This window comes from Sphaerobacter thermophilus DSM 20745 (genome assembly GCF_000024985.1).
Lineage (GTDB): Bacteria > Chloroflexota > Chloroflexia > Thermomicrobiales > Thermomicrobiaceae > Sphaerobacter > Sphaerobacter thermophilus.
In genome coordinates this window covers 1,909,950-1,936,569 of record NC_013523.1, presented here as the reverse complement: position 1 = coordinate 1,936,569, position 26,620 = coordinate 1,909,950, and the positions used below count along the sequence as shown (strand labels likewise).

26 protein-coding genes are annotated in these 26,620 nt (G+C 68.0%); 8 read left to right on the top strand and 18 right to left on the bottom strand.

The features are described from left to right. Positions 1-11 precede the first annotated feature (11 nt). The 3 genes from crcB to STHE_RS08880 all read left to right on the top strand — a co-directional run bounded on the left by crcB (position 12) and on the right by STHE_RS08880 (position 1,770). Positions 12-386 (top strand): fluoride efflux transporter CrcB, encoded by a 375-nt coding sequence (crcB, locus tag STHE_RS08890; protein WP_012872236.1) that lies wholly within the window; start codon positions 12-14, stop codon positions 384-386. Between the two features lie 102 nt (positions 387-488). Further along, the gene (locus tag STHE_RS08885) at positions 489-1,238 is read left to right on the top strand and encodes an anti-sigma factor (protein WP_012872235.1); all 750 of its coding nucleotides are present in this window, start codon (positions 489-491) and stop codon (positions 1,236-1,238) included. A gap of 157 nt (positions 1,239-1,395) precedes the next feature. Beyond that, positions 1,396-1,770 carry a cupin domain-containing protein gene (locus STHE_RS08880; protein ID WP_012872234.1) on the top strand — a complete coding sequence of 125 codons (375 nt, stop codon included), beginning with the start codon at positions 1,396-1,398 and terminating at the stop codon, positions 1,768-1,770. A gap of 60 nt (positions 1,771-1,830) precedes the next feature. Here the strand turns inward: STHE_RS08880 and STHE_RS08875 are convergent, their stop codons facing one another. From STHE_RS08875 to STHE_RS08865, 3 genes are read right to left on the bottom strand one after another with little or no spacing between them, the layout of a single operon-like run. Then, a complete protein-coding gene (locus STHE_RS08875; protein WP_012872233.1) occupies positions 1,831-2,334 on the bottom strand; it encodes a DUF4149 domain-containing protein in 504 nt (167 codons plus the stop codon). A gap of 40 nt (positions 2,335-2,374) precedes the next feature. Then, the gene (gene murJ / locus STHE_RS08870) at positions 2,375-4,006 is read right to left on the bottom strand and encodes a murein biosynthesis integral membrane protein MurJ (protein ID WP_012872232.1); all 1,632 of its coding nucleotides are present in this window, start codon (positions 4,004-4,006) and stop codon (positions 2,375-2,377) included. A gap of 2 nt (positions 4,007-4,008) precedes the next feature. Then, complete coding sequence (locus STHE_RS08865) at positions 4,009-4,524, bottom strand: adenylyltransferase/cytidyltransferase family protein (RefSeq protein WP_012872231.1); 516 nt, start codon at positions 4,522-4,524, stop codon at positions 4,009-4,011. A 292-nt stretch (positions 4,525-4,816) separates the two neighbouring features. Between STHE_RS08865 and STHE_RS18990 the strand changes: the two genes are divergently transcribed. After that, positions 4,817-4,978: a hypothetical protein gene (locus STHE_RS18990; protein ID WP_012872230.1), complete on the top strand. Its 162-nt coding sequence runs from the start codon at positions 4,817-4,819 to the stop codon at positions 4,976-4,978. Positions 4,979-5,147: 169 nt separating this feature from the next. Here the strand turns inward: STHE_RS18990 and STHE_RS08860 are convergent, their stop codons facing one another. The 3 genes from STHE_RS08860 to STHE_RS08850 are packed head-to-tail and all read right to left on the bottom strand — an operon-like array spanning position 5,148 to position 7,559. After that, positions 5,148-6,161 carry a bifunctional heptose 7-phosphate kinase/heptose 1-phosphate adenyltransferase gene (locus STHE_RS08860; protein ID WP_041398957.1) on the bottom strand — a complete coding sequence of 338 codons (1,014 nt, stop codon included), beginning with the start codon at positions 6,159-6,161 and terminating at the stop codon, positions 5,148-5,150. Positions 6,162-6,166: 5 nt separating this feature from the next. After that, on the bottom strand, positions 6,167-6,724 hold the full coding sequence (locus tag STHE_RS08855; protein ID WP_012872228.1) for a B-box zinc finger protein: 558 nt from the start codon (positions 6,722-6,724) through the stop codon (positions 6,167-6,169). Positions 6,725-6,743: 19 nt separating this feature from the next. Further along, the gene (locus STHE_RS08850; RefSeq protein ID WP_012872227.1) at positions 6,744-7,559 is read right to left on the bottom strand and encodes a WecB/TagA/CpsF family glycosyltransferase; all 816 of its coding nucleotides are present in this window, start codon (positions 7,557-7,559) and stop codon (positions 6,744-6,746) included. 486 nt (positions 7,560-8,045) lie between these two features. Here STHE_RS08850 and STHE_RS08845 point away from each other — a divergent pair, with 486 nt between their 5' ends. The 3 genes from STHE_RS08845 to STHE_RS08835 all read left to right on the top strand — a co-directional run bounded on the left by STHE_RS08845 (position 8,046) and on the right by STHE_RS08835 (position 10,918). Next, entirely contained in the window at positions 8,046-9,110 is a 1,065-nt protein-coding gene (locus STHE_RS08845; RefSeq protein WP_012872226.1) for a helix-turn-helix transcriptional regulator, read from the top strand. Between the two features lie 102 nt (positions 9,111-9,212). Continuing rightward, positions 9,213-10,073, top strand: coding sequence for a hypothetical protein (locus tag STHE_RS08840; RefSeq protein WP_012872225.1), 861 nt, complete (start codon positions 9,213-9,215; stop codon positions 10,071-10,073). Positions 10,074-10,363: 290 nt separating this feature from the next. Then, a complete protein-coding gene (locus STHE_RS08835; RefSeq protein WP_245534905.1) occupies positions 10,364-10,918 on the top strand; it encodes a S1C family serine protease in 555 nt (184 codons plus the stop codon). A 359-nt stretch (positions 10,919-11,277) separates the two neighbouring features. On the opposite strand, the gene STHE_RS08830 is transcribed toward STHE_RS08835, so the two are convergent. Both STHE_RS08830 and STHE_RS08825 read right to left on the bottom strand, forming a co-directional pair. After that, the gene (locus STHE_RS08830; protein WP_012872223.1) at positions 11,278-12,153 is read right to left on the bottom strand and encodes a DUF4352 domain-containing protein; all 876 of its coding nucleotides are present in this window, start codon (positions 12,151-12,153) and stop codon (positions 11,278-11,280) included. A gap of 240 nt (positions 12,154-12,393) precedes the next feature. Next, entirely contained in the window at positions 12,394-15,660 is a 3,267-nt protein-coding gene (locus STHE_RS08825; protein ID WP_012872222.1) for a WD40/YVTN/BNR-like repeat-containing protein, read from the bottom strand. Between the two features lie 520 nt (positions 15,661-16,180). On the opposite strand from STHE_RS08825, the gene STHE_RS17960 reads away from it, so the two are divergent. After that, positions 16,181-17,308: a C40 family peptidase gene (locus tag STHE_RS17960; RefSeq protein WP_148219943.1), complete on the top strand. Its 1,128-nt coding sequence runs from the start codon at positions 16,181-16,183 to the stop codon at positions 17,306-17,308. A gap of 725 nt (positions 17,309-18,033) precedes the next feature. Here STHE_RS17960 and STHE_RS08815 read toward each other — a convergent pair. The 10 genes from STHE_RS08815 to STHE_RS08770 form a co-directional block, all read right to left on the bottom strand. Then, entirely contained in the window at positions 18,034-19,185 is a 1,152-nt protein-coding gene (locus STHE_RS08815) for a 1-deoxy-D-xylulose-5-phosphate reductoisomerase (RefSeq protein ID WP_012872220.1), read from the bottom strand. Positions 19,186-19,200: 15 nt separating this feature from the next. Beyond that, complete coding sequence (locus tag STHE_RS08810; protein WP_012872219.1) at positions 19,201-20,055, bottom strand: phosphatidate cytidylyltransferase; 855 nt, start codon at positions 20,053-20,055, stop codon at positions 19,201-19,203. Positions 20,056-20,070: 15 nt separating this feature from the next. Next, entirely contained in the window at positions 20,071-20,829 is a 759-nt protein-coding gene (locus tag STHE_RS08805) for an undecaprenyl pyrophosphate synthase (protein WP_245534853.1), read from the bottom strand. A 13-nt stretch (positions 20,830-20,842) separates the two neighbouring features. After that, positions 20,843-21,400: a ribosome recycling factor gene (gene frr / locus STHE_RS08800; protein WP_012872217.1), complete on the bottom strand. Its 558-nt coding sequence runs from the start codon at positions 21,398-21,400 to the stop codon at positions 20,843-20,845. A 67-nt stretch (positions 21,401-21,467) separates the two neighbouring features. Continuing rightward, entirely contained in the window at positions 21,468-22,214 is a 747-nt protein-coding gene (gene pyrH / locus STHE_RS08795) for a UMP kinase (protein ID WP_012872216.1), read from the bottom strand. Positions 22,215-22,226: 12 nt separating this feature from the next. Continuing rightward, positions 22,227-22,787: a translation elongation factor Ts gene (tsf, locus tag STHE_RS08790; RefSeq protein ID WP_012872215.1), complete on the bottom strand. Its 561-nt coding sequence runs from the start codon at positions 22,785-22,787 to the stop codon at positions 22,227-22,229. A gap of 91 nt (positions 22,788-22,878) precedes the next feature. Beyond that, positions 22,879-23,688 carry a 30S ribosomal protein S2 gene (gene rpsB / locus STHE_RS08785; protein WP_012872214.1) on the bottom strand — a complete coding sequence of 270 codons (810 nt, stop codon included), beginning with the start codon at positions 23,686-23,688 and terminating at the stop codon, positions 22,879-22,881. A gap of 226 nt (positions 23,689-23,914) precedes the next feature. Beyond that, positions 23,915-24,841, bottom strand: a complete 927-nt coding sequence (locus STHE_RS08780; RefSeq protein ID WP_012872213.1) for an SH3 domain-containing protein — start codon at positions 24,839-24,841, stop codon at positions 23,915-23,917. Between the two features lie 177 nt (positions 24,842-25,018). Beyond that, complete coding sequence (locus tag STHE_RS08775) at positions 25,019-25,534, bottom strand: bactofilin family protein (RefSeq protein ID WP_012872212.1); 516 nt, start codon at positions 25,532-25,534, stop codon at positions 25,019-25,021. Positions 25,535-25,569: 35 nt separating this feature from the next. After that, complete coding sequence (locus tag STHE_RS08770; protein ID WP_012872211.1) at positions 25,570-26,220, bottom strand: bactofilin family protein; 651 nt, start codon at positions 26,218-26,220, stop codon at positions 25,570-25,572. Between the last annotated feature and the right edge of the window lie 400 nt (positions 26,221-26,620).

Here is a 26,620-nt window from a genome sequence, read left to right as displayed (position 1 = left end):
GGGGAGGGCAGATGATGCAGTTCCTCTGGGTGGCCTTGGGCGGGGCGTTCGGCGCCGTGGCGCGGTTTGGCGTCAGTGAATGGGCCGCTGCGCGCTGGGGTACGCACTTCCCCTACGGCACGCTGGTGGTGAACCTCTCCGGCTCGTTCCTGCTGGGGCTCGTCCTCACGCTCGCTGCTGAGCGGGTCGCGCTCCCGGGAGAGGTGCGCCTGCTCACCACGACTGGGTTCATGGGCGCCTACACGACGTTCTCCACCTTCTCCTGGGAGACGGCCCGCCTCTTCGCCGGCGGGGGCCATTGGCACGCCGTGCTGAACGTCGTCGTCAGCGTCCTCGGCGGGCTCCTGGCCGTGCTCCTCGGCATCCTCGTGGCCCGCGCCATCTGAGCCTGTCCCCGCGGGCACAATCCGCGCCGTACGGCGCCGCGTATTCCCGAGGGGCACGGCGCGGGGTGCCCCTCACTCGGTGTACCCCAACGGGACGGGCATGTGGACAGACGCGACGCGCGAGACCCGGACAACCCGGAACGCGTGGCGGAGTGCGAGCCGATCCGCCTCCTCTTGCCGCTGGCCGCGCTCGATGCGCTGGACCCGGGAGAGGCGGAGGCCGTCGAACGCCACCTGTCGACCTGCCGACGCTGCCGCCATGAGCAGGCGGACTACGCGCGTACCGTCGACTGGCTGGCGCTGTCCGTTCCCGACCGGTCTCCGCCGCCGTGCCTGCGCCGCCGCGTTCTGGGCGCGCTTCGGCCTACCCCGTGGCCGCTCGCCGCACCGGCGCGCCGATGGCTTGCCGCGGCAGTGCTGCTCATCCTCGTCCTCACCGGCAGCAACCTCGTCCTGTGGCAGCGCCTGGCCGACGCCCGGGACGCGGCCGAGCCACCACGGTCTGCGCGGGCCAGAAGCGGCCCGCTGACCTGGTACGACCTGGTGGCGTCGACGCCGGGAGCCTCGGCGCAAGGCACGCTCTGTGCCGTCCCGGATGGGCGACTCGCCTGGCTCATCGTGCAGGGCTTGCCGCCGCTCGCGCCGGGGCAGGTCTATCAACTCTGGTTCGCCCGCGGCGATCGCTGGGTCAGCGGCGGCACGTTCACCGTCGATCAGCGCGGTCGCGGGTTCCTCACTATCTGGCCGGACCAGCCGCTCGGCTCGTACGAGACGTTGCGCGTGACCGTCGAGCCGGCTGACGGCAGCCCTCATCCCACGAGCCAACCCATCCTCGCGGGACGCCTCGCCTGATCGTGTCCGCGGGTCGCTTCCAGTAACCGCGCCATGGCCGCGGGTGCGCGCCACGGCATCACCCGTTATGATCGACTGGTTCGCGGGGCATCGCCGTCCGATCGCGGGCGCCGCCCCGACGGGCCTCGTGCCCGCACAAGAGAGGAGGCCATGGACGATGGCAGCGCAGGAGATCCTCGGGCACTTCGAACTGGCCGGTGAGATCGACCGTCTGACGCCCGGTCCCGGCGCCAGCGGGCGGCGGGCGGAGACGCTCGTCAAGACCGACAGGCTGCGCGTCGTGCTGGTGACGATGCTGAGCGGCGCGGCGCTAGACGAGCACACGGCACCGGGACCGATCACCATCCACGCCCTCCGCGGGCGGTTCCTGGTCACGGTCGGCGATGCGGAGCACGCGCTCCCTGCGGGTGATCTGATTGCGATCGACACGCGTGTGCCCCATGCCGTCCGCGCGCTGGACGATGGCGCCTTTCTGCTCACGATCGGCTGGGGCCCGGGTGTGACTGAGGAGCCGGCGGCGGTGCAGTCTTAGCCTGGGCGCTATCGCCGCTGGCTTGGGGTCATCGAAGCCCTACCATGCGCCACCGCTGTGTCAGGAGACCAGCGCCGCAGCGAGGAGGACGATCACGAGGTTCAGCAGCAGGTTGGCCGCTGAGAGCATCCCGGACATGCGCTGCAGGCGTCGGCGCTCTGCCGCCAGGGCAGGGTCGTCGCCGTATTCCTTAGCCTGCTCCGCGAGCCGGGTGATGCGGCGCCCGTAGTAGAACGCGTGGACCAGCGTGATCGGGATGACGATGGCGACCAGCAGCAACTTGAGCGCGAGCGTGCGCCCGTACTCGCCGTCCAGTAGCTGGAGCCACGCGACCCCACGCCGCTCACCGTTTAAGACGCCGGTGATGACCAGGATGCTGAGCGCGACCCAGGACAGGACTCCGTAGCGCTCGCCGACCTGTGCGACGAGCACCGTCCGCTCGGCGGGCGGCATGGAGCGGCGCATCACCGGCAGCAGCACGATCAGGATGAAGAGCATGCCGCCGATCCAGGCAATGGCGGCCAGCAGGTGTGCCCAGCGGATTACCGACCAGATATCGATCACCGGTCCACCCTTCCCAGGAGCCGAAGCTGGGGCCCGCCCGCTACGCCGCGGCGCGGCCAAGGCGGCGCATGACGCCGCGCCAGATCTGGCGTATCTCGTCGACCCCGAGCAAGTGCAATCCGCCGGCGTAGATCGCCGCTCCGACAGCAATCGGGATGGCGACTGCAACGGCCCGCCGCGCCAGATCGAGCGCCGTCCCCGGTGCAGTCCCCAGCGGCACCGCCTGGAGCGCCTGCGCCAGGAGGAACACCGCGACCGCCATCAGCGCGCCAACCGCGACGCAGACCCGGAGCGTTCGCCCGACCGTCGCGTCGCCCACCTGGCCGAGCGCCCGCCGCATGATCAGCCACATGACGATCGCATGGAACATGAACTGGGCGGAGTTGGCAAGTACCAGCCCCGCCATCCCGAGCGGGCCGACGAGGGAGAAGGCGGTCAGCAGGAAGACGCCAACCGCCAGCACGCCGACGATCACCGGGGTGCGCGTGTTCTGGCGCGCGTAGTAGCCGAAGATCAGTACCTGATCGAACGCGGCGAAGAAGGTGCCTGGCAGGTAGCAGAGCAGCGCGGTCAGGATCGCCCGCGCGCCTTCGAGGTCGGTGGCGCCGTGGAAGAAGAGCAGATCCACCGCCGGCCACGCAATTGCGGCCATACCGAAGGTGGCGGGCACCACCATCACCGTCACCATCTTCAGGCCGTTGGAGAGGGTCCGCTGGTAGGCGGCCTCATCACCGCTGCTGAAGTGGCGGGAGAGGGTCGGCAAGGCGGCGAGCGAGGTCGCCGCCGCGACGATGCCGAGGATCATCTGGTTGAGCGCGGTGGCGTAACGCATGGCGCCGAGGGCATGGGCGTCGACGTTGAACGCCAGGTTGCGGTCGATCACCAGCGCGATCGTGTTGCTGATCAGCCCCACGAAGATGGGCAGGTAGAGGAGCAGGATGCGCCGGATGGCCGGGTGGCGGAAGCCGAAGTTGGGCCGCGGCATCGCGTCGCGCAGACCCGGAAGCTGAATCGCGATCAGCAGCAGAGCGCCGACGACGATCCCGACCGCCAGGCTGCGGATCTCGAAGGCAGTCCTCCCCAGCGCCAGCGCGGCGGCGACGATGGCCGCGTTGCGCACGGCGAGCGACAACGCCGGCCGCGTGAAGCGCTGGAGCGCGTAGAGCGTGGACATCAGGATCGTCGAGATCGACAGCAGCAGCACCGCCGGCAGGATGATGCGCACCAGTTCGATGGTGAGCGGGATCGTGTCCGGGCTGTGCACCTGCGTGTCGCCCCCGAGGGCGGTCATCAGCCACACCAGTTGCGGGGCGAACAGCATCATGACCGCGACGATCGCGCCGATGACGATCATCGCCAGCACGAGGAGGGCACCGACGATCCGGCGCAGTTCCTCGCGGTGCTCCGGCGCGGCGTAGGCGCTCAGCACCGGCACGAGCGCGGCCTGCATCATGCCGCTGATGACCAGATCGAACAGGATGGTGTGGATGTTGTCGGCGAGGGTGAAGGCCGCGACCTGGTCGGTGGTACCCCAGAGGTAGGAGGTCACCTGCTCTCGGACGAGGCCGAGGATCCGGCTCAGGACGGTGCCGACCATGATGATCGCGGCGGCTTTGGCGATGCGCTGGCGATCCGACGATCCCGCCGCGACCTGCTCCTCCGCGCTCACCACGGCTATGGCTCCCGGGCGTCGGACATCTCGCGGATGCGCCGCACGATATCGGTGGTGGAGCGGCCCGGCACGAGGGGCACTGTGCGGACCTCACCGCCGTACCCGCGCACGACGGCGGCCTCCGGCAGGGGCTGCTTCCCGGCCCGCTCTTCCGCCTCGTCGATCGCGTAGTCTCCACCCTTGACATAGATATCGGGCCGGAGTCGCGCGACCGCCGCTTCGGCGGTCTCCTCGTGGAAGATGACCACGTAGTCGACGCAGGCGAGCCCGGCGACCAGCTCGGCCCGCTCCTCCTCAGGGACGATCGGGCGGCCCGGTCCCTTGCGCAGTCGGGTGACCGCGTCGTCGTTCACCCCGACGATGAGCGTGTCGCCGAGGGCACGGGCGGCCTGCAGGTAGCGGAGATGGCCGACGTGGAGGAGGTCGAAGTGCCCGTTGGTGAAGACGACGCGCTTCCCCTCCGCCCGCAGCCGTTCTCCGAGCCGACCCACTTCTTCGAACGGGATGATCTGTCCCATCGCTCCCCTGGTCTTGGCCCCGGCTCACCGCCGAGCCAGGCGCTGAGGAATCGTAGCACGTCCGTAGTGGCGAGGGGGGTGAGGGACGAACTCGCAGCGGGCCACGCGGAATACACAGCGTTAACTGCGGGTTAACCGTCAGCACATAGGTCAGTGACTGCCGCTTGATCGGCGGAACCTATGCTGAGGATGACGCCCGGGGATGCCCGGCGGCGACCCGGGGCGTCAGGGAACACGATCGGGACCACGCGCGGCTCAAGGCCGTGCAGAGGCAATCGGAAGGGGGCGGACCATGTCGCGACAGCCGGACGGGCTGCGGGTCGCGCCGGAGCAGGTCTGGTTCCCGGCGGGAGTCACCGCTCGGAATCGGGCTCGGACGCTGGCCCGCCGCCGCAGAGCGGCGATCCGGCCGATCATCGGCTGGCGCCGCTCTCGCGGGAAACTCATCCGCTGAACTCCCACGCGCCTTGATACCCCGGAGAGCCCACCTACCCCGTAGACCACTGCCGGCCTCCGGAGCCCCTCCTCCACTCCGGAGGCTCCCCACAACGACCGGCCCCTCGGATTCCGAGGGGCCGTCCCCATCATCCACGGAAATTGAATGCGCCGCCGCCCGGCGGGGATCAATCGTGCCAGCCGCGGGAGGATTCCATCTCGTCGAGGGCGGCCTCGATCTCCTCCGCGGTCGCCTGCGCGTTCCCCCACTTCCCGACGACCAGCCCGGCGGCCACCTGCGACAGGCGCAGCGCGGCCAGAGCGTCTGCCCCGGCTGCCAGGGCGAGCGACATCACCGCGATGACCGTGTCGCCCGCGCCGGTGACGTCGAAGACCTGCCGCCGGACGAGCGGCGGCACCTCGTGGTAGGCGCCGTTTGCCTCCGCCAGGGCCGCGCCGGCTGGCCCGAGCGTGACCACCAGCCGCTCGCACTCCAGCCGCGCGCGCAGCGCGGTCAGGTGCTCGCGTCGCCGCTCCGGATCTCCCAGCGGCTCCCCGAGGTAGGACTCAGCCTCCGCCTGGTTGCACTTCACCAAGCCCAGTCCGCGGAAGTCGGCAAGCGACCCCTGGGAGTCAACCGTCGCCAGGCGGCCACTCCTGGCTGCGGCCGCGATCACCTCGGGAACGATCACACCGCTCCGGTAGTCGGAGAGGAGAATGGCGTCCACCTCGGGAGCGGTGGCTTCGACGAAGGAGGCGAGGCTGCGTGCGATGGCCGGATCGATCGGGCGGCGATCCTGCCGGTCGACGCGCGCCACCTGTTGTGGGAAGACGTTGTAGACCCCCTCGGCCACCAGCCGGGTCTTGGTGGTGGTGGGGCGGGTTGGATCGGTGAGAACGCCGCTGACGTCGACCCCCTGATCCGCCAGCATCTGGCGGAGCCGCTGCCCCTCGGCGTCGTTGCCGATCACGCCGGCCTGCCACGCCTCGGCGCCGAGTGCGCGAGCCACAAGCGCCGGGGCGGTCCCGCCGCCGGGCCGCTCCTCGCGTCGCGTCTCCTCCAGGACCATGATCGGCGCCTCGCGCGAGACCCGCGCCGGAAGGCCGAAGATGTAGCAGTCGAGGTAGAGATCCCCGACCACGAGCAGCTTTTTCCCGCGCATCGCGGCGAGTAGCGGCCGCAGCGATGCCAGTTCACCCATTCCCATCACCGGAACCGCACATACGGGATCAGCAGCGCCAGCCCGGCGAACAGCAGGTCGGGGATCAGCCGGATCTGGAACACCTGCTGCACGTCGTTGTCGATGGCCCGATTCAGCAGATCGTCGAGCGTGTATCCCCACGGGTTGGTCTGCGCGATCACGACCCGGGCGACGATCAGGCCCAGGATCACCAGCCCCATCGCGGCGACCTGGAGGTCCCGGCCACGCTTATAGTTCGCCGCCCACGACATCCCCTCCGCCACGCCGAAGCCGAGCAGCAGCGAGAGATAGAAGTTCCATTCGGGGAAGTAGCCCCAGAGGACGCCAACCGCGATCGCCACCACGGTGCCGACGAGGAAGCTCTTGGCCAGCACGCCCGTGTCCGTCTGGTAGGTCGGCAGTCCACGCACAGCGGCGCAGTCAGGACAGCGATAGCCGACTGGCGTCTCCACCGCGCAACGGGGGCAGATCGGTGTACCGCACTTGCTGCAGCGCAGGCGCGTGCGGACGTTGGGGTGGTAGGTGCACTGGCGCTCGTTGATATCCGAAATCTCTGCTGTCACGCTGCGTGTTCCACCAGGGTCAGTCTGATCGCCGGAGCCGCTCGCGCAGCACGAGGGCCGCGAAGAGCGGCAGGGCAAGTTGCCGTCGCCAACGCCAGGGCTGCCGGATCAGCCGGTACAGCCACTCGAATCCGAGGCGGCGGACGAGCGCCGGTGCGCGCGGGATTGCCCCGGCCAGGTAGTCGAGTGTCCCGCCGATCCCCATCGCTACCATAATGCCACAGGCTGCAAGGTTCGTCCGGTGCCGCGCGATCCACAAGTCCTGCGCCGGATGGCCGAACGCGACGAGCAACACCGCCGGCCGTGCCGCCCGCAGCCGCTCCAGAATCTCCGGAGCATCCTCCTCCCGCGGCGACCCCGGCCAGGTACCGGCGATCACACAGCCGGGGTAGCGCCGGGTCAACTCGGCCGCTGCCTGCTCAGCGATCCCCGGCCCGGCCCCGAGGAGGAACAAACGCAGTGCCGGATCCTCTGCCGCGGCGAGCGCCTCGACCAGATCAACCCCGGTGACCCGCTCGCGCAGCGGCCGCCCCAGCAGCCGCGCCGCCAGGGTCACCCCGACTCCGTCTGCCGTCGCCAGCTCGGCTGCCTCCAGCGTCGCCCGGAACTGCGCGTCGCGCCGCGCCGCGATGATGAACTCCGGGTTGACCGTGACCACATGCCGCAGCGACCCGTGCCCCGCCCGCACCCATTCCCGGACACATTCGACCGCCTCAGGCAGCGTCACGTCGTCGACGCGCACGCCGAGGATCCGCAGCGATGGGCGAACGCCGGCTCCTCGACCCACGTTGGCGTCATTCACATTGGCCTTCGTCGATCCCACGCTTCCCAGCATTATCCCCTTCCTGGGCGGAGCGAGCCCCCAGCGGGGCGGTATCGGACCGACGATACGAGACAGGTCGAGCAGAGGCAAGGGGAGCACCAGCGCGGTACGCGGGAGGTCCGCCACGATGCGATGTTGGACACATGCTGGAACTATATCCTAGAATGGCAGCCAGCCGAAGAAAGGAGAGTGCGTGGTCCGGTGGGGCCCTCCGGCGCCTTGGAATAGGGCGGTACCACCCAGTTCTGCGCCGCCCTCCAGAACAACTCGACGACTGCCAGCACCTCATTCGCCATCCCATCGGATCTCGCCCGTGAAACCGCGAGCTGGCCGGGCGATTCGGGCTCGGGCGTGTTGAGTGTGCCCTGATGAGTGCCATGGGACAGACGCGGTGATACTGCCTGTGGCGGTGCGAACATCCCTGTTGCGGGAATGACTGCGTTCCCAGGCTCGCGTTATGCTGGCGATAAAGCAGTCATGAGCGCGAGGAGAGGGCCGATGAGCAAGCGCTACCCGACGACGCGCGGGGAACCACGCGCACCGGAGACGCAGCGCGCGAGCCGCATCCTGGAGATCATCTCCAAGATCAGCGCAGCGCCTAACCAGTGGACCCGGCGCAGTCTGGCCGAGCACTACGAGATCAGCGAGCGGCAGATCACCAAGGATCTGCAGGTCATCCGCCACGGCCTGCGCCTTGAACTGGAGCGGCAGCCGAGCGGGGGGTACTACTTCAAGACGCTGCCACGACTTCCCGCCGTCTCGTACTCGCTCGCCGAAGCGCTCGCCATCTTCCTGGCCGCTCAGGCAGGTCGCCGCCTGGCGGGCATCCCGCACGAGGAGCTCTCTGCCGCCATCGCCCGCCTGCGCTCGATCATGCCGCGGGAGCTCCAGCCGCTGTTGCAGGACGATGGGGCTGCGGTCCCGCCGGTCCCACGAAACCGCCACCGCGAGCGGATCCTGGAAGTGCTGACCCGCGCGATCGCTGCCCGCAAGAGCGTCGATCTCGTCTACCACCCGGCATCGCGCCCAGGGGAACGAACCCAGCGGCGGGTGGACCCGTATGCGGTGGTGCCCAACGCGCAGTCGTGGCACCTGATCGGCTGGTGCCACCTGCGCTGCGCCGTTCGGATCTTCAAGGTTGACCGTGTCGAGGACGTCACGGTGACCGATATCCGCTTCACCCCAGACCCGGAGTTCGACTTGAACGAGTTCCTGACCGCGGGCTGGGGGGTGACCCGTGGCACCGACCAGCCGCCGGAGGAGATCGTGCTGCGCTTCACCCCGACGGCGGGCCGCTGGGTGGCGGAGGAGCAGTGGCACCCAACGCAGCGGAGTGAATGGCTCCCCGACGGGTCGCTCGAGTTCCGCGTGACCGTCCCCGTCACCGAGGAGTTCGCGCGCTGGGTGCTCCACTACGGCGCCGACTGCGATGTTGTCGCGCCGGTACACCTCCGTACCTGGCTTGCGGAGCAGGCCCGGGCGCTGGTGGAGCGGTACTCGAGGGTTAACGTCGAAGTTGGAGACTTGCTCGTCACCTCCTTTCAGCCGCGCAAAGAAGTATGATATCAGTTATGCGACCATGAGCTTCGGATTGCACTGTCGCGAAGCACACGAGTGGTTAACAACATCCAGCATCGTTGATATCAGCGGGAGGGAGGCTACCCAATGGGAGACGATGCTGCGAAAGATGCCAAGTGTGAGCCGGCACACCAGGCGGGCGTGGCCGGGAATGATTCCACGGGGAATGGCGCTGACGAGAGGATTGATCTGCCGGTAAGTCCCGTCGACCCGGCCAATCGGGAAGATTCTATTCCGGAAGCCTCTTCGGCCGAGACCCGTTCGCTGCGCGTGGTGCAAACCGATGCACGCGATTCGCTGGGGCCGGAAATTGTCGGATATCAGGCGGCGGCTGAGCCTCATGAATCCCGGGGGGTACGCCGGTTAACACCGTTGTTGCTCGGGGTCACGGTTTTGCTCATCTTGGCGCTGGTGTGTGGCGGCATCTATGCGATGGTGGAGATCGGCCGACGGGACAGCTTAATCGCCAAGCACCAGGCCACAATCGACAGTCTCTCGGCTGCGAACCTGTCCTTCCAAGAGCAGGTTGCGGATCTGACCAACCAGCGCGACCAGCTTTCGCGGGAGCGTGACGAGCTCACGCGCGAGCGTGATTCCCTTACGGCGAGGATTGCGGATCTGGAACGCCGGGAAGCCGAGCTGAATCAGGATTTGGCCGAGCGGGATCGACTCCTCCGTCAGGCACGTGAGGAGAGCTCGCGACAGCAGAACCGCGCGGAAGCCGCCGAGGCGGTGGGTATGACGCTCGCAATGATCCTCGATGTCGACGAGGAGATACATCAGGCATTCGTCGATCTGTTGGTGACCGTCGCCGAGATGGAGGAGGCTACTCGTGTTCGGAACTCTTTTGCTTACCAACGCGCGAATGACCGAGCGCTAGTGTTGATGGGGCGCATCGATGAACTGTTTGCGCGACGCGAGGCACTGATAGCGACATTGCCGTGGTGAAACCGCACCAGTCAAATCGTACACCGCCCTCCGAATACGCGGCGCTCGTTGCACTCGCCGCTGCCGTGGTCGTTGCCGTGGTCATGGGGGTTATGACGGTTCGGGCACTGATAACTCCCGCTCAGGAAGTCTCGCTTCCCCCCGGGGTGCGCCTCATAGCTACCAACACACTCACAGCGGTTTCGGCATCGGTGACTCCGACGGCGATCTCAACCCCCAGCCCGTCCCCGTCTGATCCGGTGGAGGCCGCGCAGGCTCAAACTGCTGAGGGCGAGGCTGTCCGTGCTGTGATGTCGAGCGTCGTACAGGTCCGTGCCAACGAGAGCCTCGGCACCGGGTTCCTCGTGCGGCAGGAAGATGGCCGGTCATTCTTCGTCACGAATGAGCATGTGGTTCAGGGTGCGGAGGCCGTATCGGTAGTCGCGCCAGACGGAACCATGCATGATGCGTGGGTAACCGCCGCGGATCCCACCCTCGACCTTGCGTTGCTGGTAGTCGAGGGAGTCAGTGGGATGTCGCCGGTGCGATGGGGCGATGTCGGCGACCTGCGTGCGGGTGACCCGCTTTACGTGATCGGCTTTGCCCTCGGTGATGAGTTATTGGGCGATCCCACTGTTACGCGCGGAGTGCTCTCGGGTCGTCGCATGTATGGGCAGGTGGACTACATACAGACAGACGCCGCGATGAACCCGGGAAACAGCGGCGGACCGGTGGTCAGCGGGTCTGGCGAAGTTGTCGGCGTGGCGACCTGGATAATTCGGGAATTGGGTGGACTGCCGATCGAGGGTATCAACTTCGCGATCCCGGCGGACGTCGCGCTCGCCTTTATCGACCGCTCCGTGTGACTGGGGAAGGTCCGTCCTGGCGCAGGCGTTGTCGGTCGACATCGGTGCCACAGGGGGCCACGTCTCGGTCCAGTCTCCTGCGACCTTGATCGAGCAGGCCCGGGAGCTGCTGGAGCGGTACCCATGGGAAGCGTCGGGGGAAGCAAGTACACTAGCCACGGCGTGGTCGTAGGGTCAACCTAGGAGAGCGGGCGTCCTCACCCGTCCCCCGCTCTCGGTCCAGGCAACTCGGCGCAGAGCCGCCAAGAAACCGACGCACCTGACGAAAGAAGACGGGCGAGGGCGCCCTCTCTCCTGCTATGAAACCACCGAGGGGGCGGCCACTTCGGCCGCCCCCTCGGTGTCACCGCGCTGGAGGGTCACTGGGCATCGAAGTACAGGTCGCCCTTGGCGAGGATGTTGGGATCGTAGCGGAGGAACTTGGGCTGGGCATCCTCCGGCACTTCGAAGACCACCACCCCCTGCGTCTTGGCCCCGGAGGTGAGGTTCTGCACCAGATTGAGCGGCTCACCGAACCCCACCGCGATCGTGGGATCGTACTCGAAATCGGCGGTGGTCCGAAGCTTCCAGCTTCCCACGTAGATCTCAGCCGGGCCGGCGTTCTCCACGAGAACCTCGACGACCCAGAACTTATGGCCATTAGAGGGCTTCTCGAACTCGTTCGATGACGTCGCGTTGTCGGTAATGGAGACGATCGTCACGCGGTGGAGCTTGTCCTTCGCCTGCTGGACCTCGCCGACGGCACCGACTTCCAACGGGAAGTGGACATCGCCTTCGTTGGTGCCAACCTCCTTGGTGCTCAGGCTGTTACTCGCACCGCTGCCGGAGACGGTCGTCGTGGACCCCGTGCTGGCTGCGCCGCTGTCACCGTCGCTCGAGCCGCCGGTCAGCATGGTGCTGATGACGATGAGGGCCACGAGCGCGAGCGTTCCGAGGCAGCCCCACTTGAAGAGCCCGCCGATGCGCCCGCCAGACTTCGCCGGAGCCTGCGGGATGGCCGGGCGCACCGTGGTTTCCAGCCGCCCGGCGTCTGCCAGCGTCGCGCCACGCAGCGTGAGGGTCTTTCCCTTGCGGCGCCGGAAGGTCACGTCGAGTCCCTCGCGGCGCAACTCCATGACCTCACTGAGGTCAATCGTTTCCACCACCGCGCCCTGCGCGTCAAGGATCTCGACGGCATAGGGGGTTGCGCGGTAGGTCCGGCCGTCGGCCAGCGTTCCCGTTACCTGCTCCTCCATCGCACACCTCCGTTCCCGTAGTCGCGCCGCGGCTGGAGGCCGGGCGCGCAACCTGCCCGTCGTGGCCGTGCCGAGCGGTCACAGACCGTGTCCTGTCCGACTCGACCAGCGTTCGGTTCCAGCCTAGTGAGGCCGCGGGAACACAGTTGTTCCTGTGGTGTGCGATCAGCGGGAATCGTGACAGAGAGGCAGGAGGAGCCTGGGTGCTGGCACCTGCCAGCACCCAGGTGGGAGTGGCCGTCAGGCCCGGGCGGTGCGCTTCGTCGGGACGACTGCGGGGATGCCCGCGTCGCGCACCGCGCGGTCAAACGCGGCCAGGTCGGTGTCCAACACCTGACGTAGCGCTGCGAGGTGGGTGTCGGCCTGCGCAGCGAGTTCGGCGAAGGCGTCGCGCGCCTGCTTGGTTGGGCGAGCGTCGTCGGAGTCGACGAACACCGTTAGCACCGCCAGCTTCCAGTTGAGCTTGCTCGGGAACTGGCGCGGGTCGTCGCCCTTGACCTGGATCAGCTCCTCCTCGATCGCAGTGAGCTTCTCCCTCAGGCTCTTGGCCGCGTCGACGACGGCGCTGCCACCATCGCGCTCCCCGGCCCGGCGCGCCCAGTCGTCGACCTGCCGCCGGACGTCGCGGATCGTGTTCACCGCCTCGTGCACCTCGCTCACCTTGTCGCGGATGGCGAGGAGGAGTTGGAACTGCTCCGCCAGGTCCTCATCCGTGGCGGCGATGCGCGGGTCCTTCAGGATGCGGAAGGTCGCGGTCTGGCTCTCTTCCCCGACCGTCAGGCGCACCTGATAGGTGCCGGGAACCACGACCGGCCCGTCCCGGTAGTCCTCGGTCGTCTTGTCGCCGGGCACCATCGTCGGCCCCGGGACGCGCATATCCCAGACGAAGCGGTTGAGCCCGGCATCCTTCGGGACACGCGGCTCCTTCTTCTCTTCGCTCCCCGGCGCCTCGCCGCCCTCGATCATGGCGCGCTCGCGCGGGCTCGGAGCGCTGCCGTCGGCGAGCTGCGCCGGCTTGGGCGGCTCGCTCGAGAAGGTGCGAATCTCGTTGCCCGCTTCATCGAGGATGGTCAGGGTGACCTCGCCCTCTGGCTGCTCCTTCAGCCAGTAGGTGATGATCACGCCGTTAGGCGGGTTCTCGCCCGCGTCGAGCAGTTCCTCGACCGTTGTGCCGGTCGGCGTCTCGCGCTTGCGATAGCCGAAGACGAGCGGACCGGCCATGCGGTAGCTCGTCTCGGTTTTCGACTCGGAGCCGTACCCCTTGTAGACCTTGAAGCGCGTGGTGTCGCGCGGCGTGAAGAGGTGTACCGGCATGTCCGCGAGGCCGTCCGCCATCTGGTGGAGCGGGGTGAGGTCGTCCAGGATCCAGAAGGAGCGGCCGTGCGTCGCGGCGATCAGGTCGGTCCCCTTCACCATCAGGTCGTGAATCGGGCAGACCGGCAGGTTCAACTGGAAGCGCTGCCAGTGGCCGCCGTCGTCGAAGGAGATGTAGATCCCCGTCTCGGTCCCGGCATAGAGCAGGCCGCGCCGGTTGGGGTCTTCCCGGATGACCCGGGTGAAGTCATCCTCGGGGATGCCGTCGACGATCTTGGTCCAGGTTTTCCCGTAGTCGTTCGTCTTGTAGAGGTACGGCCGGTAGTCGTCGTGTTTGTAGCGAGTCGCGGCGATGTACGCCGTAGCCGGGTCGTGCGGGGACACCTCCAGCACGCTGACCAGGGTCCATGGCTCAAGGTCCGGCGGGGTGATGTCCTGCCACGTCTTGCCGCCGTCGCGCGAGAGGTGCACCAGGCCGTCGTCGGTCCCGACCCAGAAGACGCCCGGCTCGTGCGGCGACTCGACGAAGGCGAAGATGGTGTCGTAGACCTCGGCACCGGTGTTGTCCTTGGTGATCGGCCCGCCCGAGGCCTGCTGCTTCGTCTTGTCGTTGCGGGTGAGATCCGGGCTGATGACCTCCCAGCTCATCCCCTCATCGGTGCTGCGGTGCACCACGTTGGAGCAGACATAGAGCACGTTCGGGTCGTGCGGCGAGATGACGATCGGGAAGGTCCACTGGAAGCGATACTTCAGCGTCTCGGCGCCGTCGCCCATGCCCTGGTCTACCGGCCAGACGGTAATGTTGCGGATGTGGCCGGTGCGATGGTCGTAGCGGGTCAGCCGCCCGTTCCCCTCACCGCTGCCGATGGCGCCGCCGAAGACGATGTTGGGGTCGTCGGGGCGGACCGCGATGTATCCGCTCTCGCCGCCGCCCGGCTCGTACCACTCGCTCGGGGTGATCGCGCCGAGCACCGACATGCTGGGGATGCTGATGGCGGTATTGTCCTGCTGCGAACCGTAAACCCGGTAGGGGATCTGGTTGTCGGCGGTGACGTGGTACATCTGCGCCGTCGGCTGGTTGTAGAGGGTGGACCAGGACCGCCCCCCGTTGTAGGTGACGCAGGCGCCACCGTCGTTCCCCTCGATCATCCGCAGCGGGTTCTTGGGGTCGATCCACAGGTCGTGGTTGTCCCCGTGCGGGGTGGGGACGGAGACGAACGTCTTGCCGCCGTCGATCGACTTCCAGCACTCGCCGTTGAGCACCCAGACGGTGTCGGGGTCGAGCGGGTCGGCGTAAATGTGCATGTAGTACCAGGCACGCCAGCGCAACCCGGGCTGCTCGGAGAGCCGCTGCCACGTCTGTCCCCCGTCGTCGGAGCGGAAGAGGGCGCCGTCCTCGGCCTCGACGATGGCGTAGACGCGGTCGGGCTGCGCCGGCGAGACGGCCACGCCGATCTTGCCCAGGATGCCCTTGGGTAACCCCTCGTTCCGGCTGATGTCGACCCAGGTGTCGCCGCCGTCGGTGGACTTGAAGATGCCGCACTCGGGGCCGCCGCTGGAGAGGCTCCAGAAGGTGCGGCGCGCCTGCCACATGGTCGCATAGAGGATGCGCGGGTTGTTCGGGTCCATCGAGAGGTCAACGGCGCCGGTGTTTGGGCTGCGGTAGAGCACCTTCTCCCAGGTCTTTCCGCCATCGGTGGAGCGGAAGACGCCCCGCTCCTCGTTGGGACCGAAGGCGTGGCCGAGCGCGGCGACGTAGACGATGTCCGGGTTCTGGGGGTGGATGCGGATCTTGCCGATGTGGCGGGTGTCGCGGAGCCCGACGTTCGTCCAGGTCTTCCCCCCGTCGGTCGACTTGTAGACCCCGTCGCCGTGGGAGACGTTCCCGCGGATGCAGGTCTCCCCGGTGCCCACGTAGATCACATTGGGGTCGGACTCCGAGACGGCGATCGCGCCGACCGCGGCAGTGGTGAAGAAGCCATCGGAGACGTTGCGCCAGTACTGCCCGCCGTCGGTTGTCTTCCACACGCCGCCCGCGCAGGCGCCAAAGTAGAACACCGCGGGGTCGCTGGGGTCGCCCGCCACGGCCACGACACGGCCGCCGCGGTGCGGGCCGATGCAGCGCCACCGCATGGTGTGGACCGCTGCCGGGCGCAAGGGCAACCCGGTCTCGCGGGTTGGCTGGGTCTGCATGGTGCTCCCATTCCTCCCTGCTCTCAGGCCGGATCGAACGCCGGATAGTGTCCCACGTCTTCCCGGGTTTGGGAATTAGCCCAAATCGGCCACCAACTTGAGGCGCACGACCCCGTCGCCAGCCCGATCGCTCAATAGCGGGCAACCACGGTATCGCCGTCCCCACCGGTACACGGCAGCAGGGATACACACCGCGGGGTTTGGGGATTCGGCGGGGGATTCGCCGAATTAGTACTTTCGTACCGAGCCTGCGAAAAGGGTGCGTTCGGACGCGGCATCTTGAGGCAAGTGGCAGCTTGTTGCGCAGCAGATGTCTGCAACGGTGGGCGTGCAGCGATGCAACTCGCGCAACCGACGAGAATCGCAGTCGTTTACTGAGCGTTGCTCGGGCCGGACTCGGTCCGGGGCGGCAGGGGAGAGCCTGCGCACCCGAGCGTTAGCAGAGGAGGCCTGGCACGAGCGCCCCGCGGGGACGGGGCTATGGCATTGCCGGCCATGGGACGTAGGAAGGGAAGGGCCTTTGACCACGCGAGCGGCGTGGAGCCGCCTCTTGGGCGGCTGCCTTGTGGCCGCGGCCGTGACACTGTTGGGGCCGGTGTCGGTTGCCGCGGATACGCTTCACGACGCGAACGATCCGACGTACAACCCCTCATCTGCAGCCCTGGCGGGCGCCGGCGGAGGGACCGCGACGCCAGCGGCACCCGGTACGATTCCCATTTCCTGGGAGTTCAAACGCTTCTACGACCGGAGCGGCGGCGTGCCGATCTTCGGCTACGCCATCAGCATGCCGGTGCTCGAGAACGGGCTGCGCGTCCAGTACTTCGAGCGCCAGCGCTTGGAGCACCACCCCGAGAAAGCGGGAACCGCGTACGAGGTGGAGCTCGGCCGGCTGGGCGCCGATGAGGCAGCTCGGCGCGGGTTGCTCGAGACGGCCCCCTTCGCACCGCAACCCGGCGGCAGTGCGCCCGGCTGCGATTACTTCGCCGAGACCGGACACTGGCTGTGCAACGGCTTCCGGCACTACTGGAAGTCCCACGGCGTCGAACTGGGCGATCCTGGCGTCTCGTTCCGGGAGTCGCTGGCGCTGTTCGGCTACCCGATCAGCGAGGAGTTCGTCGAGAACGGCGTCACCGTGCAGTACTTCGAGCGCGCACGGTTCGAGTACCACCCGGGAACGGGCGCCGCGCACGACACCCTCCTCGGGCTGGTGGGGTACCCGGCCTGGGCAGCGGCAGAGCCGACTGCGGTTGCCGCGCCGCTGCAGGCCCCACCCGTCGGCGAGCTGATCAAGGAGGAGGCGCTGCGGCATCTCGGAGCCCCCTATGTCTGGGGAGGGACGACCCCTGCTGGGTTCGACTGCTCGGGCTTCGTCTACTACGTGGTCAACCAGGTCCTCGGCGGCGGCTTCCCGCGGAACATGGACGCGCAGGTCGCCAGCGGTGTCCCGGTCGATCCGAAGGATCTGCACCCGGGTGATCTGGTGTTCCAGCAGAACACCTACCAGTGGGGGCTCTCGCACGCCGGGATCTACATCGGCGACGGGAAGTTCATCCACGCCTCCATGCCCGGCGTCGGCGTCACCATCAGCGACTTGTGGGACGGCTACTGGGGCCCGCGCTTCTACGCCGCGCGCCGCGTCGGGGTCTGAGAGGAGTTCGCAGAACCGACCGGCTCACGATCCCTAGTCCAGAACCGGCGCTCGTTCACTGCCATCCTGAGCGAAGCGAAGGATCTCGCGTCGGACCGGCGACGCACCGGAGGGATCCTTCGGCTCGGACGGAGTCGCCGGGGGCGGCTGGCCGCCGCCCCCGGCTCCGCTCAGGATGACAGGAGCGCGGCAGTCGACTGCTGACAAGACCAAGCCTGCGGCAGCCGGCGGGAGCGAACCAGGGCCGACCCCCAGGTGATTGGGTGCCCGCTGGCGGACCTGTACCCGGGGGTAAACCCCCGGGCTCACAATGCGAAGCCGGCTTTAGCCGGCTTTGGAGTGCGGCGGCCAGAGCCGCCGCTTTGGTATGGTGCGGCCTCACGCCGCGCCGAGGTTTGTGTCGTGCCGTCGTCGAGACGCTGATGGGTGGCGTGCGGATCCACGCGCCAACGTATAGGCCCGGGGCGGAAGCCGCCGGGCTGAGTATGGGCAAGCCCACTGAAGGGGCTGTGGTGCCGCCATGAAGGCGGCCTCCCACGGGGCGGAGCTTTCCCAGTCCCTTCAGTGAACCTCATGTTGTCAGCCCGGCGGTTTTCGCGCTGGGCACACGACAGCGCCGAAGACCCACCTTACCGCCGGAGTAACTCCATCGTGTTCGTCAAACTCCATGAGCCCTGGGTCACCGCTGCCCCGGTGGCGGGGGGGCATCGCATGGGGCTGTGGGTCTAGCGGGCGGTGGCGGCGATGAGGGTTTCGGCCTCGCGGCGGGCCCAGGCGTCGGCTTCGGCGATCGCTTCGAGGGTGAGGGGACCGGGCGCGGGTTGGTGGCGGTCGAGCACCGCGCGGACCACGTCCACGATGCCGGTGAACCCAAGGCGCCCAGCGATGAAGGCGGCCACGGCGACTTCGTCGGCGCTGCTGAGCACGGTGGGGTAGGTGCTGCCGGCCTCACCCGCAGCGCGGGCCAGCTCGAGTGCTGGGAAGCGCTCGGGGTCGGGTGGGCTGAACTCCAGCCGGCCCAGGGCCGCGATATCGAGACGCAGGTGTGGAGCGGGTGGGCGTTCCGGGTAGGTCAGGGCGTACTGGATCGGCAGCCGCATGTCGGGCACGGCGAGGTGGGCGACGACCGAGCCGTCGGCAAAGCTGACGAGCGCGTGGACGATGCTCTGGGGGTGGATCACGGTGTCGATCCGCTCGTAGGGCAGGTCGAAGAGCCAATGGGCCTCGATGACCTCCAGGCCCTTGTTCATCAAGGTGGCGGAGTCGACGGTGACTTTGCTCCCCATGCGCCACGTCGGGTGCGCCATCGCCTGTTCGACGGTGACTGTTGCCAGCTCGGCCGCCGGGGTGTCGCGGAAGGGGCCGCCGGAGGCGGTCAGGGTGACCCGATCGACCTCGGACTCCTGGTGCCGAACGCTGAGGCACTGCCAGACGGCGCTGTGCTCGCTGTCGACGGGACGGATCTCGACGCCGCGGCGGCGGGCTTCTCCGACCAGGATCTCGCCGGCGCAGACGATGGCTTCCTTGTTGGCCAGCGCGATCGTCTTGCCGCGCCGGATGGCCTCCAGCGTGGGGCGGATGGCGCTGTGGCCCGAGGTGGCCACGACCACGATGTCGGCCTCGGGCATGGTCGCGACGGCCTCCAGCCCCTCGGCGCCGGACAATACCTCCGGTGCCTGAATGGTGCGCGGGTCGCAGCCGTCGGCCACCGAGACGAGGCGAGGGCGGTAGCGGTCCACCTGTTCCTGGAGCAGTTCGGCGTTGTGTCCGGCGGCCAGCGCCACCACCTCGAATCGGTCGGGCAGGTGGTCGACGACGCCCAGTGTCTGGCGGCCGATGGAACCGGTAGAGCCGAGGATCGCGAGGCGTTGTCGCATACCGACAGAACCTCTCTACAGCAGCCGGGCCAGATAGTACGCGACCGGGAGCGCGAAGAGGAGGGCGTCGATGCGATCGAGGAGGCCGCCGTGTCCGGGGATCAGGTGCCCCATGTCCTTGATGCCCAGGCTGCGCTTGATCAGTGACTCACTCAGGTCGCCGACCTGGCCGACGGCGGCGAGCACGAGGCCCACCCCGACCGCCGTGTACCACGCCACCGGCACACCGAACAGTGCGGCGGCAGCGATGCCGGTCAGGGCGCCCGCAGCGAGGCCGGCCGCGGCGCCGACGCGCGTCTTGCCGGGGCTGACCGACGGGATGAGCTTCGTCGTCCCGTAGGCGCGGCCGATCAGATAGGCCGCGGTGTCCGTCAGCCAGGTGACGGAGAGGGCGAGGCCGAACCATGCGAGCCCCAGGCCGGTGCCGTCCGAGCCGAGCAGGTCGACGAGCTCGTTGACCCAGCCGCGCGTGGCGTCGCCCGGCAGCGCCCGCAGGGCGACGAAGTGGGCGATCGGGATCGCCACATAGAGCGTGCCGGCCAGGGTCAGTGCCCAGTCCTGGAGTCCCGGGATGGGCTGGGGGCGAAAGACGGCCATGGCCAGGGTGCCGAGTACGGCGGCAGTGAGCAGCCCTGCCAAGACGGCGGGCGAGGCGTCGAGCGCTACGGCGGCGATGAGGAGGGCTGTGAACGTGAGGGCGCCCGTGCGGAGCGGTCGGGTGCCGTTCGCCTCCAGGGCGCGCGTCAGCTCGGCGACGGAGAAAAGGCCGAGGAGCAGCATGACCGCCGCGAAGACGTACCCGCCGACGAACGCGGGGACGGCGGCGACCAGGACGATGAGGACGGCACTACGAGAGCGCTGCCGCAACATGGCCGCCTGCCCGGACTAGCCGGCAGCGCGGCCGGGGGTGGCCGGTGTGATGCCACCGAACCGCCGCTCGCGATGACAGTAGTCGTCGACGGCGCGCTCGAGGTCTTCGGGGCCAAAGTCCGGCCAGAGCACCGGTGTGAAATGGTACTCGGCGTAGGCTGCCTGCCAGAGGAGGAAGTTGCTGGTGCGCTGCTCGCCGGAGGTACGGATGATGAGGTCCGGTTCCGGGAGGTCGGCGGTGTAGAGGTAACGATCGACCAGCTCCTCGGTCACCTCCTCCGGGCGGACGCCGTCGGCGATCATCCGGCGGATCGCCTGGATGATTTCGGCGCGCCCTCCGTAGTTGAAGGCCAGCGTGAGGACGATGCGGTCATTGTTGCGGGTGAGGGCGATGGCCTCGCGCACGGCCTGCTGGAGGTCGGGGTCGAGGCCGTCGAGGCTGCCGATGTGGCGGAGCTGCGCCCCGTTGCGGTGCAACTCGGCAGTCTCGCGCTCGATGGAGCGGGCCAGGATCTGGAGGATGCCCTCGACCTCCTCCTTGGGGCGCCGCCAGTTCTCGGTGGAGAAGGCCCAGAGCGTGAGGTACTTGATGCCGAGTTCGGCCGCATGGGTGGTGATGCGGCGGATGTTCTCGGTCCCGGCCTCGTGGCCCGCGATGCGGGGCAGGCCGCGGCGCGTCGCCCAGCGACCGTTGCCGTCCATGATGATGGCGACGTGGCGCGGCACGACACGTTCCGGCGACGCGGACGCCGCCGGATCTGTCGTGGGCGCCACGGCTGCGCCGTTGTCAGACTTCGAGGACCTCGGCCTCTTTGTTCTTGCCAATCTTGTCCGCCTCGTTGATGTAGCGGTTGGTGAGCTCCTGGACCTGTTGCTCGGCGCGGCGCTCATCGTCTTCGCCGATGAGCTTCTCCTGGAGCATCTCCTTGACCTGTGCCAGGGCATCGCGCCGGATGTTCCGGATCGCGACGCGGCTCTCCTCCACCTTTTGCCGCACAACCCGGACCAGAGCCTTGCGACGCTCTTCGGTCAACGGCGGGATGGCGATGCGGATAACCTGGCCGTCGTTGGTCGGGTTGAGCCCGAGGTCGGAGCTACGGATGGCCTTCTCGATGGCGGACATGGCGCTCCGATCCCACGGCTGCACGACGAGGAGCCGGGGCTCGGGCGCACTGATCCCTGCCACCTGATTCAGCGGGGTCGGCGTGCCGTAGTAATCGACCTCCAGGCGCTCGATCAAGCCAGGCGAGGCGCGGCCGGTTCGGATACCGGCCAGTTCGCGCTGGAGGTTGTCGAGGGTCTTCGTCATGCGGCCTTCGGCATCGGCAAGTACATCCTCGATCACGCTGGCCTCCTGCGTTGTGTGACCATGCCCGCCCCGTGGCGGCGCGCGATTGGCGTGCGCACCGCGCTCAACAGACGAGGGTTCCGACCTCGTGGCCGAGCGCAGCGCGTTCGATATTGCCCGGGCGATTCAAGTCGAAGACGATGACCGGCAGGTCGTTCTCCCGGCAGAGTGCGAGGGCCGACTGATCCATGACCCGCAAATGGCGCTCGAGTGCCTCCTGGTGGGAGATCACATCATAGCGGGTGGCGTTCGGGTTGATATTGGGGTCGTCGTCATACACGCCGTCGACGTTGTTCTTCCCCATGAGGATGACCTCGGCGCCGATCTCGACCGCGCGCAGGGCGGCCGCGGTATCGGTGGTGAAGTAGGGGTTTCCGGTGCCGCCGGCGAGGATGACGACACGGCCCTTCTCCATGTGCCGGATGGCACGGCGCCGAATGTACGGCTCGGCGATCTGGTGCATCTCCACCGCGGTCTGCACACGGGTCTGAACGCTCTGGTGCTCGAGCGCGTCCTGGAGCGCCAGTGCGTTGATGACGGTGGCCAGCATGCCCATGTAGTCAGCCGTGGCGCGATCCATTCCCCGCGAGCTGGCGGCCAGCCCGCGCCAGATGTTGCCGCCGCCGACGACAATCGCGATCTGGACACCGTCGGCGGCGACGCGCGCGATCTCCGCAGCCAGACGCTGGACCACGGCCGGATCGATCCCGTACCCGGCGCTGCCCATAAGGGCCTCGCCCGACAGCTTCAATACGACACGCCGGTAGCGGCGCCGCTGACAGGTTCCGGGACCGGATTCGCCTGCTCCCACGGCTCGTGTCCTCTACTCTTCGTCGGCCGCCCCAGTGCCGACGCCCAGCTCGAACCGCGCGAAGCGGCGCACCACGATGTTCTCGCCCAGCCGAGCGATGTGGTCCTTGACGAGATCCTTGATGGTCCGCTTCGGGTCCTTGATGAAGGCCTGCTCCAGCAGGACTGCCTGCTTCAGGAAGAGCTCGCGATCGCCGTACTCGCGCTCGCCCTCTTCGAGCACCTCGGCCGGGACGTCCTCGACGCTGACGTAGCGCGGGTCCATGGCCGCGACCTGCATGGCGATGTCGTGGGCCAGATCCTGGAACTCCTGGGTGCGGGCCACGAAGTCGGTCTCGCAGTTCACCTCGACGAGTGCGCCGATCCGTCCGCCGCCATGGATATAGGCCTTGACCAGACCCTGCGACGCCGCGCGGCTCGCTTTCTTCTCGGCACGGTCGAGCCCGCGCTGTCGCAAGAGCGCGGCGGCCTTGTCCATGTCCCCCTCGGACTCTTCGAGCGCGCGCTTGGCATCCATGATGCCAGCCCCCGTGCGCTCCCGCAGCTCCTTGACCATCTGAGTGGTGATCTGCACAGGTCCTCCTCGTGGATGTAACGTGGCGTCCGGTGTTCGGCGCAAGACATGACTCGGCCGGCGCACGCGCCGGCCGACGGAAACAGCAACCTCAGCGGCGCGAAGAGGGAGCCTCGGTCTCGGCCTCCAACTCCTCTTCGTCCTCCAGCGGCTCCTCCTCGTCGATGGAGTAGTCGGGCAGATCCTCCTCCGGCTCCTCACCGACGCCCGGCTCCCCGGCCATCGTGCTTTCGAGCTCGGTGCGGCCCTCGATCAGGGCGTCCGCGATGCGAGAGGTGATCAGCCGGACTGAGCGGATCGCATCATCGTTGGCGGGGATGACATAGTCGATCAGATCAGGATCACAGTTGGTGTCCACCATCGCGATGATGGGGATGCCCAGACGCCGGGCCTCGGCGACGGCGATGCTCTCCCGCTTCGGGTCGACGACGAAGATCGCGGCGGGGAGCTGCGTCATATCACGCATGCCGCCGAGGGTCTGGCGGAGCTTCTCGAGTTCGCGGCGCTTGCGGATCCCCTCCTGCTTGGGCAGGGTGTCGAGCTCACCGGCAGCAGCCTGGCGCTCGAGCTCCTTCAGGTACCGGAGCCGCGAACGGATGGTGACGAAGTTGGTCAGGGTGCCACCCAGCCAGCGGCGGTTGACGTAGAACATGCCGCTGCGCTCGGCCGCATTCTTGACGGCTTCCTGCGCTTGCTTCTTGGTGCCGACGAAGATGACGCGCCCGCCGCGGGCGGCGAGGTCGCGGGCGAAATCCTGAGCCTCGGCGAGCAGACGGACCGTCTGCTGGAGGTCGATGATGTGGATCCCGTGGCGCTCGGTGAAGATGTAAGGGCGCATCTTCGGGTTCCAGCGCTTGGTCTGGTGTCCGAAGTGGACCCCTGCCTCCAGCAGCGCCTTCATACTGACTCGGGTGGCTTCGGTATCGGCTGCGGTGACCAATGGTCTATCCTTCCTGGTGTTAGAGCGTCCGTGCCCTTCATCCCGACCGAGGACCGCATACGCGGCACACCAGGGTCGGTCCGGGCACGTGTGAATTTGGCGGCTGATACCGCCGACGCTCAGTATAGCACAGGCCGATTTCCGCCCTCAATCGGCTGCGCCCGGCCATCCAGGTGATTTGGGTCAGCTACTGGGCCAGCTCCAGGAAGTCCTCGACGACGTACCCCTCGACGCCGTCCCCCTCGACAGGCCACCAGGTGTAGCCATCGGCCGTGACCGACTCACCGGTGATGGTCAGCTCGGTCCCCTCTTCGAGCGTCATGACGAGTTCGCCGCTGGTGCTGGGGCTGCTGCGCAGGTTCACGCCTGCGCCGTCAGTGTTGGCGACCACGACGGTCGCGCCCTGGCCGATCGACCCGCTGGACGGGGCAGGGGTCGTCTCGGTCGTCGGCAGCGGCCGCGGCGTGCTGACCGGGCCGACCCCGCCACCGGGGGTGGCACCCATCACGACCGTTGGGCCGGTGATCCCGTTCGTGTTGTTCCCGGCCTCGTCCTCACCACCCAGAAGCGACTGGAGGAGGAACCAGACGAATCCGAGCATGAGGATGACGCCGACGACCGGGACGGCGATCCGCAGGTAGTCGGTCCAGTAGCGCTCCTCGCTGTAATAGGTGAACTGGCGCTCGCTCCCACTGGCGAAGGGCGATCGGGAGCGATCGTGGGTGGAGGGGCGCTGGAACTCATCATCGTCGTCGAAGTCGCCGGGCCGTCCGCTGCCGGGGTACTGATGCATCTCGCCTCCTCTACCGGAACGGGCGCCGCCGCCGGGCGGCGGCACGAAGTTCAAGGGTGCGACTTGGGGTTCGAACGCGGGCGTGGGATTGGGGTTGGTCAGGTCTGCTTCGGTATCCGGGGGCGGGGTGACACCGGCGACGCCTGGCGGTGCGTCGATCGGCTCCCAGTAGTTACCCATGCCCCGATCGCAGTCCAGGTCGTCCTCACCGACGAGGTGGCTCTGCTGGGGCGAGTAGAGCAGTGGGTTCCGGCACCAACCCTTGCGCCAAATCGGCGCCGGCTCGTAGTGCTTGCATGTGCTGCACTTCCGTACGGTCATGGCCCCCCCTTGTGCCGGGTGTCGTCACGGAACCGCCAGGGGCGTGAGGCACAAACAGAGAGCGCGCAGGGAAAACCTTACCCTGGCCGAGGCTGCTCCTGAGTTACCCCCAGCCGGCGGGGCCATTATAGCACGGGCTTTCGTGGTGTCGCAGTGCCGATATGGGCCGCGAGGGCGTCACTCTTCCTTCGCTCGCTGGGCACCCGGGGATGTCTCGGCATCCGAGGACTCCCCGGCCTCGCCGGCGAAGCGTCGAAGGACGCTCGGAACCGAGTCGTCCGCGGCAGCCTCGCCCACCGTGCTCGTGGCCACCGAGCCGACCTCCATGTGCAGCTCGCCCTCGAAGAGGGCACCCTCGTTGATGACCAGAGATTGGGTCGTGACGGTGGCGCGGACGCGGCCGGTCGGCATGATCTGTAGTTTGCCGCGGCAGTTGACCTGACCCTGCAGGTCTCCGGCGACGGTGACGTGGGCGGCCTCAACGGTGGCGTCGACGTCGGCTCCCTCGGCGATGTAGACCAGCCCCTGGCAGCGCAGGGTACCCCGCATCTGCCCTTCAATGCGGAGGTCGCGTTCGGAGGTGAAGGTACCCTCGACGGTCGAGTGTCGGTCGATGAGGCTGTAGGCCTCGGGCATCTGGGCGTTCCCCGCCTCGCCAAAGCCGGAGCTTGACCCGCCTGGACGATACGACATCGGCCTCCTCCTCCCAACAGGGTGGTCCGGCGGGCCTAACGGCCCGAGCGGCGCGACTTCGTGCTCTGACTGGACGTCGAGTACTGGACGGCGCCCGTGCCCTCCATCGTCAGCTTCCCGCTCAGCCGGGCACCCTCGTGCACGACGAGCTTGGGTGCCTTGACGTCACCGGACACGTGGCCCTGTGGCAGAACCTCAAGCCGGGTACGCGCCTCGATCGTGCCGCGAACCAACCCGGCAACGACCACGTTGTCGGCGAAGATCCCGGCGTCCACCTGGGCGCCTTCGGCCACGTAGAGGTCGTGGGTCGCATGCAGCTCGCCTTCGGCTCGCCCATGGACGTGGAGCGACCCCTCGGTGCGCAGCGTGCCGTTCCAGTGCGCGTTCCCGGCGATCACGCTGGTGTTGGTGTCTGGCGTCTGCCACGTCCCGCGTGGGGTCGTCCCCGCAGTCGTGGCGGTCGTGATCTGGGTCGTACCGCTGGTATCGGTTGGTCGGGACGCGGCGATCGTGACGTCCGCCGTCTCCCGCCCCTCGCGGGCGGACGCGCTGAACTGTGAGGTGTCCTGAGACTCGCTGTGGCGGAACTCGTCGGTCTGCGACTCGGTCTCCGTCTGCAACTGCTGGCGCAGGCTGGAGATTTGCCGCTGGAACGACTCGCTACGGTTCTCTTTCCGGAAGATCATGGCCCTTCCTCCCGGCATCAGCCAGTCGAGCGTCGCGGTTACAAGGCGGGACGTGGGCGCAACCGTCGTCGTCCACAGCCATCCGGGATGGGGTGCGTCGATGCCGGGCTGCGGATCGCGCGTTCGGAACCACCACCCACGGAGATGCCGTATCCATCGTGAAACGAAAAGGTCCGAATCCGGGTCGTGGCCGAACGTGTGCGCAACACTGCGCCAGATCTCGCTTCTCGGTCGAACTACCATCGGCCCCACTCCCAACGATTGTACTATGGGCGCTCAAAGGCCGCACAGCGCGGCCATGGTGGGCGCCGGACGACGGTTGTTGGCCACAGTATATAGTGTACGTACACACTTGTCTAGCAGGCACGGCGTGCGTTGTGCGGCGATGAAGCGTCCGGGC